This is a genomic window from Devosia sp. 1566 (genome assembly GCF_004005995.1).
GTDB lineage: Bacteria > Pseudomonadota > Alphaproteobacteria > Rhizobiales > Devosiaceae > Devosia.
Genome location: NZ_CP034767.1, coordinates 2,471,336 through 2,484,866, shown reverse-complemented (window position 1 = coordinate 2,484,866; position 13,531 = coordinate 2,471,336). Strand labels below are relative to the sequence as shown.

The following is a 13,531-nucleotide window of genomic DNA, read 5'->3' as shown; positions in this document are numbered from 1 at the left end:
GGGCGATCAGGCGGGGGTGAACAGCGCCTGCGCCAGTTCGATGAAGCGGCGGCCGCGTTCCTCGAAATTCTTGAACTGATTATAGGACGGCGCGCCGGGCGAGAGGAGCACGGCGTCGAACTGCGCCCGGTGTTCGACGAGGGCGCGCATGGCGCTGTCGAGATCGGGTGGGGTCAACACGGTGATCTGGGGCGCGGCCTTGCGCGTTGCCTCGGCCAAGCGGGCGCCGGTGACGGGCAGGCAAGCAAGGGTCGTGACGCCCGCGCCGGCGAGGAGGCCGGCGAGTTCTCCGTAGTCCTGCTCGCGCTCATGGCCACCAGCGATCAGGGCGATGCGGTGCCCGCGATAGGCGGCGAGCGCCGCCTTGGTGGCTTCGGGCGTGGTGGAGATGGAGTCGTCGACAAAGACGAGGTCGCCGATGCGATGTTCCTCGAGCCGATGGGGCAGGGGCTGGAAGGCGGCAATGCCGGCGAGGATACCGTCGAGAGTGCCGCCTGCCGCCAGCGCGATCTGGGCGGCGAGCTTGGCGTTATCGAGATTGTGGGCGCCCTTGAGGCGCGAAGTGGAGGATGCGGCGGTGATGGCCGCGACAGTATCGGCAGCAAGCGGCGGCAGCAGTTGGGCAGGGTCGCGCAAGGCGGCGAGGACGCGCGGATTGGTTTGGGCGGGGGTGCCCAGCGCAATGCTGAATTCGCCGGGCTGGGCGAGCAGATGGAGCTTGTCGGCGTAGTAGCGCTCGACCGAGCCGTGCCAATCCACATGCTCGGGATAAAGATTGGTGAGCGCGGCAATGTCCGGGGCGAAGGCCATGTCGGCGGTCTGGTAGCTCGAAAGCTCGAGGATCACCGTTTGGTGGCGATCCGCGATTTCGAGCGGGGCGAGGCCCACATTGCCGGCAAGGCCGGCATCAACGCCCGAATGGGTGAGCATCAGATGGGTGAGGGTCGCGGTGGTGGATTTGCCCTTTGTGCCGGTGATGGCGATCACCTGGCGGCCGTTGCGGTAGGTCTGCGCCCAAAGGTTGAGATTGGAGGTAACGGGGATGCCGGCTTGCCGGGCGAGCTCGAACACGGGCTTGTAAAGGGATACGCCGGGGCTTTTGACGATGAGGCCGAAGCGGCGCTCGGCAAAGGCGGCGGGCAGTTCGGCCGGGGCAATGAAGGTCGTGCCGGGCAGGTCAGCGGTGCCGCTGTCGGTGGTCACGAAAACGGGCAGGTCGGGGTGGCGGGCGGCGAGAAAGGCGCGGGTGGAGAGCGCTTCGCGGCCGGCGCCGTAGAGCAGCACGGGGGCATCAAACGGCATGGGGGGACACTGCGGCAAGAACCGGGGCGGGGATCAGGTGATCGGGACTATCGGCCATCAGGTCGTCGAGAGCAGCAGCCAGGGCCGGAGCGCCATATTGCGCTTCGAGATCGGGCTTGAGGCGCGCGACAATGGTATCGCTTGACCATTCGGGGCGCTGGGCCAAAGCGTAAAGGCAGGCGGCAGCTTCCAGGATCTCGCCGACGCATTCCCAGGGCTTTTGGCCGGCAAGGCCGGTCAGTTCGCGGAAGGAGGCTTCGTTTTCGCCATTGTCGAGCAGGTTCTGGCCAAAGATGGACAGCAGGCGCGCCTTGTCCATGACCGGGGCGAAGATCAGGAAGACGAAGTGGCATTTGGGGCAGTGGCCGCACCAGAGCGGGCCATCGTGGCCGGCCAGCTTGAAGTTCTGGTTGCAGCTGGAAAAGACCCGGTCATAGCGGGTTTCGCGGGCAAAGAGCGCGGCGATGCGCGCTTCCGAATAGGGGCGCAGAAGCGAGAAATATTCCAGCGCGCCGCCGGTGGCTTCGGCGAGAATGGTGGCGATGGTGCGCTCAAAGCCGAGCGACTTGGAATATTGGTGATTGGCCTCGCGGCCATCGAACACCACATTGCCTTCGCTGGCGGAGCGCTCGTTCGACAGCACGATGCGGTTGAAGCCAAAGAGCAGCGCGCAGAGCGAGGCGATCATGGAATTGATGGCAGTCGAGGGGACGTGGCCATTGTAAAAGCCCGGCTCCTTGCCCAGCCGGATCATTTCCTTGTCGAGGATGCGCCGGACATAGATCGGGGGTACGCCGATCTTGTCGACCGAGGTCAGGATGGGGCCCTTGGGGTTGACGGCAAAGGGCGTGAAGGGGATGGCGGCGGCGGACAGGAGTTCGACGCTGACCAGCGAATCCTTGCCACCCCCGATGGGCAGCAGGGCGCGGTTGGGTAGTTCAAGCTTGCGGTCGGCTGATGTGGTCACGTCATGGGGCGTCGAGACGACGAGCTTGCCGAAGCGCGACAGGTTGTTGCGCGCGTAGAACTCGCCCAAGCCGTTCTCGTAGACGTCGAGCACGAAGGCGGTTTCGCTCTGGGCCAGCGCGATATTGGGCGCGCAGATTTCGAGCGGGGCCTTGAGCTTGAAGTAGCTGACGCCGAGGACTATCGCGGTCAGGTCGAGCAGCTTGAGGAAGGCTGGCGAGGTGAGTGCCGCCGGGTCGGTGATGGCGGGGAATTCCAGCACTTCGATGAAGTGGCGGCCATCCAGCCCATAGCTGAAGCGGGCGGTGGCATTGGCGGCATCAAAGATCGGCCGCTCGATAAGGAACTGGGACTGCACGGTCTATCGCATCTCCGTGCCGGCGTGGTCGCCGGCTTTGCCCTGATATAGTTGATTTCTGCCCGATGCGGGAGAGGCGCTTAGTACAGCCGCATCTGCAGGCGCATGACGATGTCGTTGCCCAAGCGCTGGAAGCCAAATTCGCGCATGGTGCAGGACCAGGTATCCCCGTTCTTTTCGATGCGGAAGAGGTTGTAGCGGGCGGGATCGTCGAGCGTGCCGCCCTGGGCGGCGCTGGCAGCGGCAACGCCAACCACCGGCACTTCGCGGCCAACACCGGGGATGGTGTGGATGGAGGAGCGATGGGTGTGACCGTGCAGGATCAGCTCGGCCCCGCATTCGGCGATGACCTGACGGAAGAGGCGATGCCCCTTGAGCCCGAAGGAGGGGTGCTGCAGTTCCTGGCAGGGCGGGTGATGGATGAGGACTGCGCGATAGTAGCCGCCTTCGCCCAGAACCTTGAGAATGCGCGCGAGGCGGCTGGCCTGCTTTTCGTCGAAGCGGCCGAGAGCCACGAAGGGGCGGGTCGGCACGGCGCTGGAGCAGGAGACCACGGCCAGTTCACCCTGGCGGCGCACGAAGGGATAGATCGCGTCGTCGACGGTCTCGCCCTTCATGTAGTCGCCCCAGATGTCCTCGGCCGCTTCCAGCGCGCCCGGAACATAGGCGTCGTGATTGCCCGGGCAAACACAGATCTTTTCCGGGCTGCCCAAGGCTTGCAGCCATTCGCCAGCCCGGGTGATTTCGGATTTCAGCGCCAGGTTGGTGAGGTCGCCCGTCACGGCGGTGAAATCGGCATTCTGGCTCTGCAGGTGAGCAACCAGGCTCGCCAGCGTGCCGCTGTTGAGCTCGCCATGGCGGCGCAGCTTCCAGTTGAGGTAGCCCGTGAGCCGTTTGCCGACCAGGTCGCGGACGGCAACCTGAGGCATGGGGGACAGGTGAATGTCGGAAATGTGGGCGAGGGTGATCATTGTCGCTGTAATGCCAGAAGCACTGCCGCAAGAAAATGACGAACTCACTCTAGGCACGATTTTGTGGTCGGCAACACTCTCTGCTACGCCTAAGCCAACGGAGTGAAGCCATGCAGATGAATCGCTTTCAGCAAATTCGGGCCAAGGTATTCCTCAACGTCATGGGGCTGACCCATCGCATGACCATCGGCGCGCGCGTGATGCTGGTGGATGGCGACAAGGTGCTGTTGATTCGGCACACTTATGTGCCGGGCTGGCAGTTTCCCGGCGGCGGGGTGAAGCCAGGGGAAACGGCCGAACTGGCCGCCCAGCGCGAACTGGTCGAGGAAACCGGCTTTCGCAGCACGGGACGACTGGAGCTGTTCGGGCTTTACCACAATACGGGCCCAGTGACGAACCGGGACCATGTGGCATTCTTCGTTGGGCGGGAGTTCGAGCAGGCCTTTGAGTTCAAGCCCAATTACGAGATCGCCGAGGTAGGCTGGTTCGATCGCACGCAACTGCCCGAAAAGGTTACCCCCGCGACCTCGCAGCGCGTCGACGAAGTGTTCGACGGGGCGCCACGCCGCGAGACCTGGGGCTACTGAGCCTTAGCTCAGAAAAGGAAGTTCGGGGCCGATCGGAATGATCCGCGTCGGATTGATGGTGACGTGGCTCCAGTAATAGTGGGTGCGGATATGGTCGAGATCGACCGTTTCCTTGACGCCGGGCACCTCATAGAGCGCCTTGAGATAATGCGAGAGGTTGGGATAATCGGCGATGCGGCGGCGGTTGCACTTGAAGTGGCCGACATAAACCGCGTCGAACCGCACCAGCGTGGTAAAGAGACGCCAATCGGCCTCGGTGACGGTCTCGCCGGTGAGGTAGGCGGTTTGGCCGAGGAGGTCCTCCACCCAGTCGAGGGCTGAGAAGAGCTTGACCACGGCCTCGTCATAGGCGGCCTGGGTGGTGGCAAAGCCGGCCTTGTAGACGCCATTGTTGATGTCGTCATAGATGCGCGGGTTGAGCTCATCGATGCGCTCGCGCAGCTCGGCCGGATAGAAGTCCTCGGTGTTGCCGGTCAGCTCGTTGAAGGCCGAGTTGAACATGCGGATGATCTCGGCACTTTCATTGGACACGATGGTGCCGCGCTGCTTGTCCCAGAGCACCGGCACGGTGACGCGGCCGGTATAATGCGGGTCGGCCTCGGTATAGACCTGCCAGAGCATGTCCTTGCCAAAGAGGGCGTCGCCAGTGGAGCCTTCATCGGTCTTGAAGGTCCAGCCGGTTTCATCGGGCATTTTGGGGGAAACGACCGAAACCGAGATCAGGTCATCGAGCTCCTTGAGGCGCCGGAAGATCAAGGTGCGATGTGCCCAGGGGCAGGCGAGGGACACATAGAGGTGGTAGCGGCCCGCTTCGGCCTTGAAGCCGCCTTCGCCAGAGAGGCCGGGGCTGCCATCGGCGGTGATCCAGTTGCGAAAGCCCGATTGGGAGCGCTCGAACTTTCCGCCGGTCTTCTTGGTATCATACCATTGGTCGGACCATTTTCCGTCGATCAGCTGTCCCATGATGAGGCTCTTTCACGAGTTTGTTGCGCATGCGAGGTAAAGTCCCGCAAGCGTCGGGTTGTTGCAGGATTGAACGGGGAAATAGGGGAGAATGCCCGCCCGGATAAGCAGCCAAATCGGCAACAAATCGTTGTGCAAAAGAAACACGGACCGCTCGCTCTTGTTTTTGCCGGCACCCGGTACGACCTTTTTGTTTACGCAGGGCCATGGTGGTGCTAATGCGGATTTCAGGCGTGGAGGCGCCCAGGATGGTAAAGGTTTTGCTGGCAACACGACGACCCTAGAGGGTTTTTGAGCGGCGCGCTTTTTGTGGCGCCGGGTTTCTGCCTGCTGCTTCCATTTTGGATTTTGCCATGACCATTGCCGCGTCCACAGCCGTTTCGGCTGCTCCTCATGCCGGTGTGCTTTCCGTTCGCCCAGCAACTCCTGCCGATGACACCTTCATCGATGAGCTGCAGGCCATTGCCTTTGGCCCGGGCCGGTTTGCGCGGACGGCCTTTCGCATCCGCGAGCGTTTTCCCATCGACAAGAGCCTGAGCCTTGTTGCCGAAGTGGATGGCGTGCCATGCGGTTCGGTGTGGATGACCCCGATCAGCGTGGGCGGCAGCAATGGCTATCTGCTGGGCCCGCTGGCAACGCACCCCAATTTCCGGAAGCGCGGCGCCGGCAAGCTGCTGGCGCTTGAGGTCAGCAAGCGCGCCCTGGCCCGCAACGAGGGTAAATTCGTGCTGCTGGTGGGTGACCAGGATTATTATTGCCCGCTGGGGTGGGTCCCGACCGTGCCTGGTGCCATCCAGTTCCCCGGGCCGGTCGACCCCAACCGCGTGCTGCTGCTGGCCGAAGATCCGGCGCTGGCCAAGTCGCTGAGCGGCGTGATCGGCGCCTTCGGGGCCTGAGTACTGCCTGCACCCGGCTTGCAGAAGGCGCGTGCAGGGACGGGCGCTGTGTCATAGATAGGGGCGATGATTGTTCGCGCCGGTGACGCTTGATTGCAGAACTAGACCTTGATGCGCTGGCAGCACGACTGCTGGCGCAACCTCCCGAATTGCCTGAGCGGCACCTGCTGGTTCCCGATTGGGCGCCGGCGCGCCCGTTCAATCGGCCGCCCGTGCCGGCGGCGGTGTTGATCGGGCTGATCCGGCGGCCCGAAGGGCACACGGTGCTTTATACCGAGCGCTCGCCCGACCTGCGCTCGCATTCGGGGCAGGTGGCGTTTCCCGGCGGCAAGGTTGACCCGCAAGACGCCGATGTGGCGGCAGCGGCGCTGCGCGAGGCCTTCGAGGAAGTAGGCATGGTGCGCAGCGATGCGCGGGTGCTGGGCTTCATGCCGACCTATTTCACCGGCACCAATTATCTCATTACCCCGGTGGTCGCCGCAGTGGAGCCGAGCGGCCCCTTTGTGCCCAATCCCGGGGAAGTGCATTCGGTCTTCGAGGTGCCGCTGAGCCGCGTGCTCGATCCGCAAAGCTATGGCGAGGTCAAGGTGGAGCGGGGCGGAACAGTGCACCGCACCTGGCAGATCGACCATGACGGCCACCGAATCTGGGGCATCACCGCCAATCTGACGCGGCTGTTTCGCGACCTGGTGACGGGGGCACGGCCATGACGGAGGCAGCCGAAGCGCAGCAGCGCTTGCGCGATGCCGAATGGCGGCAGCGCGCCGAAACCCAGGCAATCTTTGCGGCGCTGGATGGCGCGAGAGGGCGCACCCGCGCAGTGGGTGGGGTGGTGCGCGACACCATTTTGGGACGCAGTGACGTTGATATCGACATGGCAACCGAGTTGTTGCCAGCCGAGGTGGTACGGCGCGCGGAAGAGGCGGGGATTGCGTCTTATCCGACCGGAATTGAGCACGGTACCGTGACGCTGCGGCTGGGTGAAACGCTGGTCGAGGTCACCACGCTGCGGCGGGATGTGGAAACCGATGGGCGGCATGCGGTGGTGGCGTTTGGGTCCGACTGGGCGGAAGATGCGGCGCGGCGCGATTTCACTCTCAATGCCCTCTATGCCTTTGCCGATGGGACGCTTTTTGACCCGCTGAGCGGATTGGACGATGCGCTCAATGGCCGGGTGCGGTTCATTGGCGATCCGGCACAGCGAATCGCCGAAGACGGTTTGCGGGTTTATCGGTTCTTCCGCTTTTCGGCGCGGTTTGCCGGGCAGAGCCTAGATGCCGCAGCGCTGGCGGCCTGTGCGGCGGCGGTTGGTGCGCTCGATCATCTTTCCGCCGAGCGGGTGGGCGGAGAAATGCTGCGGATGCTGGCCTTGCCGCAGATCGCGGCGACCTTGCGGGTGATGGCCGGTATCGGGTTGCTCGAGCTTGAGGTGCCAGGCCTGGCGGCGCTGGAGCGGTATGAAGAACTGGGTGGGGTGGCGGTGAGCGGGCGGCTGGCGCTGCTGCTGGGAGAGAGCAATCCAGAACAGCTGCAGCACAGCTGGCGATTGGCCAATGAAACCGTCCGCGAAGCCGTAGAGGTGCTCGCGGCGGCAAGGCTGTTGTTGCAGCGCCAGTTGAGTGAAGCGCTTTATCGCTTTGGAGCAGGGTGCGGGGAAGGGGTGCTGGTCGCGGCGGCATTGGGTGGCTGGAGTGCCGAAGCAACCGTCGAGATGCAGCGGCGGGTCGGGGAAATCGTCGTGCCGCCCTTGCCCATTGGTGGCGCCGATCTGCTTAAGCTGGGCATGAAGCCAGGCCCGGCATTGGGCCAGGAGCTGGGGCGACTGGAAGCGTTGTGGCTGGCCAGCGATTTTGCGCTGGACCGGCAGGCGCTGCTGGCAGCCGCCCAGGTATGAGCGGAGCCGAGCGCCTGCAGCAGTCCAGATGGGTCAGGGGAAGCGCACTTCGGGCGGCATGGACGATAGAATCGAATTCACATTGCCGCCGGTCTTGAGGCCGAAGGTAGTGCCGCGGTCGTAAAGCAGGTTGAACTCGACATAGCGGCCGCGACGCACCAGCTGCTCATGGCGGTCGGCTTCGGTCCAGGCCTGTTCGAAATTGCGGCGCACCAGACGGGGGTAGATGTCGAGGAAGGCCTCGCCCACGGCCTGGGTGAAGGCGAAGTCGGCTTCCCAGTCACCGGTATTGTGGTGGTCATAGAAAATGCCGCCAACGCCGCGATGCTCGTTACGATGGGGCAGGAAAAAGTACTCGTCGCACCATTGCTTGAAGCGCTCGTAATCAACGCCGGGGCGGTTGTCGCAGGCTGCGCGCATGGCGGCGTGGAAATCAACGGTGTCTGGATCGGTCTGGGTGCGCCGGCGGTCGAGCACGGGGGTGAGGTCAGCACCGCCGCCGAACCATTGCTTGCCGGTGACGATCATGCGCGTGTTCATGTGCACGGCTGGAACATGTGGGCTCCAGGGGTGCACGATGAGGGAAATGCCCGAGCTCCAAAAGCTGGCGCCTGCCTCGGTGCCGGCGATCTGCTTGGCGAATTCCCCCGAGAAATTGCCGTGCACGGTCGAGATATGCACACCAGCCTTTTCGAACACGCGGCCATGCAGCATCGACATTTCGCCGCCACCGCCCGCCGCACGATCCCAAGGCGAGCGCTCGAACTGACCGGCGGGCAGGTGAGCATGGCTGCCTTGATGTTCGCGCTCGATGGCCTCGAACTCGGCGCAAATGCGATCCCGCAGCTGCCGGAACCAGGTGGTGGCGCGGGTTTTCTTGGTCTCGATATCGTCTGGGATATTCATGCTTGGGATATGTACCGTCATTGCAGGCTCGTCCACCCGTCAGTTTGTCGTTTGGCTTCCCCCAGAATAAGCGCTGCCGCGACGGCGACATTGATCGAGCGCAAACCGGGCTGCATCGGAATGCGAATCTTGAGATCCGCGATTTCGGCGACCGCATCAGGTACGCCAGCGCTTTCGCGGCCCATCAGCAGAATGTCGTTCTCTTGGTAGCTCGCAGCATAGGCGGAAGTCGTGGCCTTGGTCGTAAGCAGCACCAAGCGGCGCCCGGCCGATTGCCGCCAGGCATCGAACTGGCTGAACCCGGTATGCTCCACTACGCTGGCGCGATCCACATAGTCGAGCCCCGCACGGGCCAGGTTCTTTGGTGAAAAGGGGAAGCCGGTGGGATGGATGATGTGGATGGTCGTGCCCACGCAGGCGCAGAGCCGGATCAGGGTGCCGGTGTTGTTGGCGATATCGGGTTGATAAAGGGCGAGATCGACCGGCATGAGCTTGATCGTGGCAAGGGAGCGCGCAGGCATAGTCCAATAGCTGGCGAAAGGCGCCGGGTATAGTGTCGCAGCCAGCCTCGTTCATTCCCGCGCGCTCTGGACAAGCGCCGGGGACAGTGCAAAAAGAGCGCACCTGACGGGCCGCTTGAGGGCGGACGGCGGCCGATTCTGCGTAGGTGGGAGCTGGCTGCGCTTGCCGGCCGCGTCGAAGTGTATTGTACGGGGATCGTGACCTTGGCTACGCAAGCTGAACATTCATCCACGCGACGGGATTTCCTGTTTGTGGCAACCGGGGCCGTAGGGGCTGTAGGCGCCGCTGCCGTGGCCTGGCCGCTGATCAATCAGCTGAACCCGGATGCGTCTACGTTGGCGCTGGCCAGCATCGAATTCAACCTTACCGGCATCGAAGAAGGCCAGGCGGTCACCATCATGTGGCGCGGCCTGCCGGTGTTTGTGCGTCATCGCACTCCGGCCGAGATCGAGGAAGCCCGCGCTGTGCCGCTGGCAGACCTCAAGGATCCCGAGACGGACGAGCAGCGCACCCAGGAAGGCCACGAGCAGTGGCTGATCATGATCGCGAACTGCACCCATCTCGGTTGCGTGCCGGTGGGTCAGTCCGGCGACTTCGATGGCTGGTTCTGCCCGTGCCATGGCTCGCACTACGATACGGCCGGACGTATTCGCAAAGGTCCCGCACCAAAGAACCTGGTGCTGCCGCCTTATAATTTCGTCAGCGATACGCTGGTCCAGATCGGTTAGTGGGGGCTTCGCCGATGTCAGAACATTCAACTTACCAGCCGGGTACCGGCGTAGAAAAGTGGCTCGACGAGCGGTTGCCCGTTGTCAGGTTTGCCAAAGAGCACCTGATGGACTTCCCGACGCCCAAGAATCTCAACTATTTCTGGACCTTCGGGGCCATTCTGGCGATCATGCTGGTGGTGCAGATCGTAACCGGCATCATTCTGGCGATGCACTACACCCCAAATATCGCCATGGCGTTCAACTCGGTTGAGCATATCCGCCGTGACGTAAATGGCGGGCGCATCATCCAGGCCACCCACGCCGTGGGCGCTTCCATGTTCTTTGCTGCCCTTTACATCCATATGGGCCGTAACCTGTATTTCGGGTCCTACAAGGCTCCGCGCGAGATCCTGTACATCATCGGCGTGCTGATCTTCATCATGGTGATGGCAACGGCCTTCATGGGCTATGTGCTGCCATGGGGCCAGATGAGCTTCTGGGCCGCTACCGTTATCACCAATATCTTTGCGGCAATTCCGATTGTCGGTAATCCGATCCTCGAGCTGCTGCGTGGCGGCTTTGCTGTCGACAATCCGACGCTGAACCGCTTCTTCTCCTTGCATTACCTGCTGCCATTCGTGGTCGCAGCACTCGTTGCGCTCCACATCTGGGCGCTGCACGTGCCGGGCAACAACAACCCGACCGGGGTCGATGTGAAGTCGAGCCGCGATACCGTGCCTTTCCATCCGTACTATACGATGAAGGACCTGTTCGCGGTCGTGGTCTTCGCCATTCCTTTCGCGTGGTTCGTGTTCTTCATTCCCGATATCCTTGGCCACCCCGACAACTATGTCATGGCCAACAGCCAGGTGACGCCGGCGCATATCGTTCCCGAATGGTACTTCCTGCCCTTCTACGCGATCCTGCGCGCCATCGACTTCAACATCCTGTTCATCGACTCGCGTCTTGGCGGCGTCATCTTCTTTGCCGGCTCCATCGTGATCCTGCTGTTCGTGCCGTGGCTCGATCGGTCGCCGGTTCGCTCGGGCACCTTCCGCCCGCTGTTCAAGTGGTTCTACTGGCTGTTCATCATCAACTTCCTGGCTCTGGCCTATCTGGGCGCGGCGCCGGCTGAAGGCATCTATGTGGTGCTCGCCAAGATCACGACGTTCTACTACTTCTTCTACTTCCTTGTTGTGTTGCCCTTCCTGCCGATGTTCGAGAAGCCCCGGCCCTTGCCGACCAGCATCTCGGAAAGCGTACTGGGCAAGGCACTGCCGTGACGGTTGGGATCAGGTCAATGTTCAATATCAAGACACTCATCTCCGCCGCAGCAGTGTCGGCCGCTCTGATCGCAGTCCCGACTGTCGCCCAGGAAGCCGATACCCACGCCACTCCGCATATCGAGCGGCAGGACTGGAGCTTCGCCGGCATTTTCGGCACCTATGACCAGAACCAGCTGCAGCGCGGCTTCCAGGTGTTCCGGGAAGTTTGTGCCAACTGCCACAGCGCCAATCTGCTTGCTTTCCGCAATCTGGCCGAGCCCGGTGGCCCGCACTTCTCGGAGGAACAGGTCAAGGCGCTGGCGGCCGAATATGAGGTTGCCGATCCGGCAGCCGAGGGCGGCGTTCGGCCGGCCGTACCAGCAGACCGGTGGCCGGCGCCTTTTGCCTCCGATCAGGAAGCTCGCGATGCCAACGGCGGCTCCGTGCCGCCGGACTTCTCCGTTCTGGCCAAGGCACGTGGCGTCAGCGATCCGTTCCCCACCTGGATCTTCAACTACTTTACCGGTTACGCTGAAGGCGGCCCGGATTATATCCACGCGCTGCTCAACGGCTATGTCGAACCACCTGAAGGCTTCGAGCTACCGGAAGGCAAGTACTACAACGAGTACTTCCCAGGGCACGCCATCGGCATGGCACCGCCCCTGGCGGACGACCAGATCACCTATGAACCCGGTGAAGACGGCCAGACTGTTCCACAGACAGTCGAGCAGTACTCGCAGGATGTGAGTGCGTTCATGATGTGGCTGGCCGAACCTGGCCTTGTGGCGCGCAAGCAGACCGGCTTTGTGGTTCTGCTGTTCCTGTTCGTGTTCGCGGGCCTGCTGTGGTTCACCAAGAACCGCATCTGGAAGAGCGTCGAGCACTGAGTGCTCGCCGCCGAACTGCGTTGAGTTAAGGGTCCTACGGGACCCTTTTTTCACGCCATGCCCCAGTTCGGGCCTATCCCCTTGTTATTCTCGCGCGAGACCGCATTATGGGTCTCGAATCTTCGCCGAGGAGCCGTCATGTCCGCGATCCGCATTGCCGTTACCGTGGTGAGTGCAGCCGTGGCCGCCAGCCGCCATCCCGTGGTGCGGGCGGGCATGCGGGCGGTGGCCAACAATCCCAAGGCGCGCGATGCAGCCGTGACCGTTACCCGAGGTGCCGCCTACCAGGCCGGAGTGGTGGCACGGATGATCGTTCGGCGCCGGCTGCGCTAAGCTTCCCAATATTGCGAGTGTTTCATGCCGCTTGACCTGCAATCGCTGGTTCGCACCATTCCGGACTACCCCAAGAAGGGGATCCTGTTCCGCGATATCACAACGCTGATCGAGCACCCCGAAGGGTTCAGAGAAAGCATCGAGCGTATTGCTGCGGCCCATCGCGACCTCGGCATTACCCATGTGGCGGGAATAGAGGCGCGCGGCTTTATATTCGGGGCAGGGGTGGCGATCGCGCTCGGCGTGGGTTTCGTGCCGATTCGAAAGCGCGGCAAGCTGCCGGGCCAGACCATCGGCCAGAACTATGTGCTGGAATATGGCGTCGACACGATCGAGATCCACGCCGACGTGCTGACCGACGTGCACAAGGTGCTGCTGGTGGACGACTTGATCGCCACCGGTGGGACGGCCTTGGCGGCTGTGGGGCTGCTGCGGCGCACGGGTGCCATCTGCGACCATGCGGCCTTTGCCATCGACCTGCCCGACCTTGGCGGCGCCGAAAAGCTGCGTCACGAGCAGGTCGAGATTTATTCGCTGATGGCGTTCAACGGGCACTGACTACCAGTTATTGCGGCCATCCACCTGGGAAACGGGCAGGGAGCTCAGGTCGAAGTCGGGGATCATGCGCAAGTTGACGGTGATGATCCGGTTGGCAGGGATGCCGTCGGTCATGCCGGGCTTGAGCGTGCCGTCAAGGTTGTAGAGTGAGCCCCAGTCCGGGCAGTCGCTGTGCGTGTTGCCGCCGCACTTGGCACAGAAATGATGCAGGTTCACCCCTTCGCTGGCCGAGTAGACCTGGTCATTGGCCGAGGTGATGCGAACCTCTTCGGGGGCAAAGCTGGCCCAGACGGCCCCCACGCGATTGCACAAGGTGCAATTGCACTCATGGGCCTCGGTGGGGGCTTGCAGCATCTCGATCCGGGTGGAGCCGCAGTGGCAGGTCGCAACAAGTGTCATCGTGATTCTCCCTT

At 62.8% G+C, this 13,531-nt stretch carries 16 protein-coding genes; 9 read left to right on the top strand and 7 right to left on the bottom strand.

What is annotated here, in order from left to right:
• Window positions 1-6: 6 nt before the first annotated feature.
• From murD to ELX51_RS12035, 3 genes are all read right to left on the bottom strand, one after another.
• Window positions 7-1,302 carry a UDP-N-acetylmuramoyl-L-alanine--D-glutamate ligase gene (gene murD, locus ELX51_RS12045; protein ID WP_127753747.1) on the bottom strand — a complete coding sequence of 432 codons (1,296 nt, stop codon included), beginning with the start codon at window positions 1,300-1,302 and terminating at the stop codon, window positions 7-9.
• A complete protein-coding gene (locus ELX51_RS12040) occupies window positions 1,292-2,626 on the bottom strand; it encodes an endonuclease domain-containing protein (RefSeq protein ID WP_127753746.1) in 1,335 nt (444 codons plus the stop codon). Before ELX51_RS12040 ends, murD begins: the two co-directional genes overlap by 11 nt.
• 80 nt (window positions 2,627-2,706) lie before the next feature.
• Complete coding sequence (locus tag ELX51_RS12035) at window positions 2,707-3,597, bottom strand: metallophosphoesterase (protein ID WP_127753745.1); 891 nt, start codon at window positions 3,595-3,597, stop codon at window positions 2,707-2,709.
• Window positions 3,598-3,707: 110 nt separating this feature from the next.
• Here ELX51_RS12035 and ELX51_RS12030 point away from each other — a divergent pair, with 110 nt between their 5' ends.
• On the top strand, window positions 3,708-4,184 hold the full coding sequence (locus ELX51_RS12030) for an NUDIX domain-containing protein (RefSeq protein WP_127753744.1): 477 nt from the start codon (window positions 3,708-3,710) through the stop codon (window positions 4,182-4,184).
• A 3-nt stretch (window positions 4,185-4,187) separates the two neighbouring features.
• Here the strand turns inward: ELX51_RS12030 and ELX51_RS12025 are convergent, their stop codons facing one another.
• Window positions 4,188-5,147 (bottom strand): glutathione S-transferase family protein, encoded by a 960-nt coding sequence (locus tag ELX51_RS12025; protein ID WP_127753743.1) that lies wholly within the window; start codon window positions 5,145-5,147, stop codon window positions 4,188-4,190.
• A gap of 353 nt (window positions 5,148-5,500) precedes the next feature.
• Between ELX51_RS12025 and ELX51_RS12020 the strand changes: the two genes are divergently transcribed.
• The 3 genes from ELX51_RS12020 to ELX51_RS12010 all read left to right on the top strand — a co-directional run bounded on the left by ELX51_RS12020 (window position 5,501) and on the right by ELX51_RS12010 (window position 7,937).
• A complete protein-coding gene (locus tag ELX51_RS12020; RefSeq protein WP_127753742.1) occupies window positions 5,501-6,043 on the top strand; it encodes an N-acetyltransferase in 543 nt (180 codons plus the stop codon).
• An 89-nt stretch (window positions 6,044-6,132) separates the two neighbouring features.
• The gene (locus ELX51_RS12015; RefSeq protein WP_127753741.1) at window positions 6,133-6,753 is read left to right on the top strand and encodes a CoA pyrophosphatase; all 621 of its coding nucleotides are present in this window, start codon (window positions 6,133-6,135) and stop codon (window positions 6,751-6,753) included.
• A complete protein-coding gene (locus tag ELX51_RS12010) occupies window positions 6,750-7,937 on the top strand; it encodes a CCA tRNA nucleotidyltransferase (protein ID WP_127753740.1) in 1,188 nt (395 codons plus the stop codon). Before ELX51_RS12015 ends, ELX51_RS12010 begins: the two co-directional genes overlap by 4 nt.
• Window positions 7,938-7,970: 33 nt before the next feature.
• On the opposite strand, the gene hemF is transcribed toward ELX51_RS12010, so the two are convergent.
• Both hemF and ELX51_RS12000 read right to left on the bottom strand, forming a co-directional pair.
• Window positions 7,971-8,864 (bottom strand): oxygen-dependent coproporphyrinogen oxidase, encoded by an 894-nt coding sequence (gene hemF / locus ELX51_RS12005; RefSeq protein ID WP_127753739.1) that lies wholly within the window; start codon window positions 8,862-8,864, stop codon window positions 7,971-7,973.
• Window positions 8,861-9,364, bottom strand: a complete 504-nt coding sequence (locus tag ELX51_RS12000; RefSeq protein WP_248305104.1) for a tRNA (cytidine(34)-2'-O)-methyltransferase — start codon at window positions 9,362-9,364, stop codon at window positions 8,861-8,863. Before ELX51_RS12000 ends, hemF begins: the two co-directional genes overlap by 4 nt.
• A gap of 204 nt (window positions 9,365-9,568) precedes the next feature.
• On the opposite strand from ELX51_RS12000, the gene petA reads away from it, so the two are divergent.
• The 5 genes from petA to ELX51_RS11975 all read left to right on the top strand — a co-directional run bounded on the left by petA (window position 9,569) and on the right by ELX51_RS11975 (window position 13,118).
• Entirely contained in the window at window positions 9,569-10,093 is a 525-nt protein-coding gene (petA, locus tag ELX51_RS11995) for a ubiquinol-cytochrome c reductase iron-sulfur subunit (protein WP_127753738.1), read from the top strand.
• Between the two features lie 14 nt (window positions 10,094-10,107).
• Window positions 10,108-11,358: a cytochrome b/b6 gene (locus tag ELX51_RS11990; protein WP_127753737.1), complete on the top strand. Its 1,251-nt coding sequence runs from the start codon at window positions 10,108-10,110 to the stop codon at window positions 11,356-11,358.
• 17 nt (window positions 11,359-11,375) lie between these two features.
• Complete coding sequence (locus ELX51_RS11985) at window positions 11,376-12,227, top strand: cytochrome c1 (protein ID WP_127753736.1); 852 nt, start codon at window positions 11,376-11,378, stop codon at window positions 12,225-12,227.
• 138 nt (window positions 12,228-12,365) lie between these two features.
• Window positions 12,366-12,560, top strand: a complete 195-nt coding sequence (locus ELX51_RS11980; RefSeq protein ID WP_127753735.1) for a hypothetical protein — start codon at window positions 12,366-12,368, stop codon at window positions 12,558-12,560.
• 24 nt (window positions 12,561-12,584) lie between these two features.
• Window positions 12,585-13,118 (top strand): adenine phosphoribosyltransferase, encoded by a 534-nt coding sequence (locus ELX51_RS11975; RefSeq protein WP_127753734.1) that lies wholly within the window; start codon window positions 12,585-12,587, stop codon window positions 13,116-13,118.
• Here the strand turns inward: ELX51_RS11975 and ELX51_RS11970 are convergent, their stop codons facing one another.
• Complete coding sequence (locus ELX51_RS11970; protein WP_127753733.1) at window positions 13,119-13,517, bottom strand: aldehyde-activating protein; 399 nt, start codon at window positions 13,515-13,517, stop codon at window positions 13,119-13,121.
• Between the last annotated feature and the right edge of the window lie 14 nt (window positions 13,518-13,531).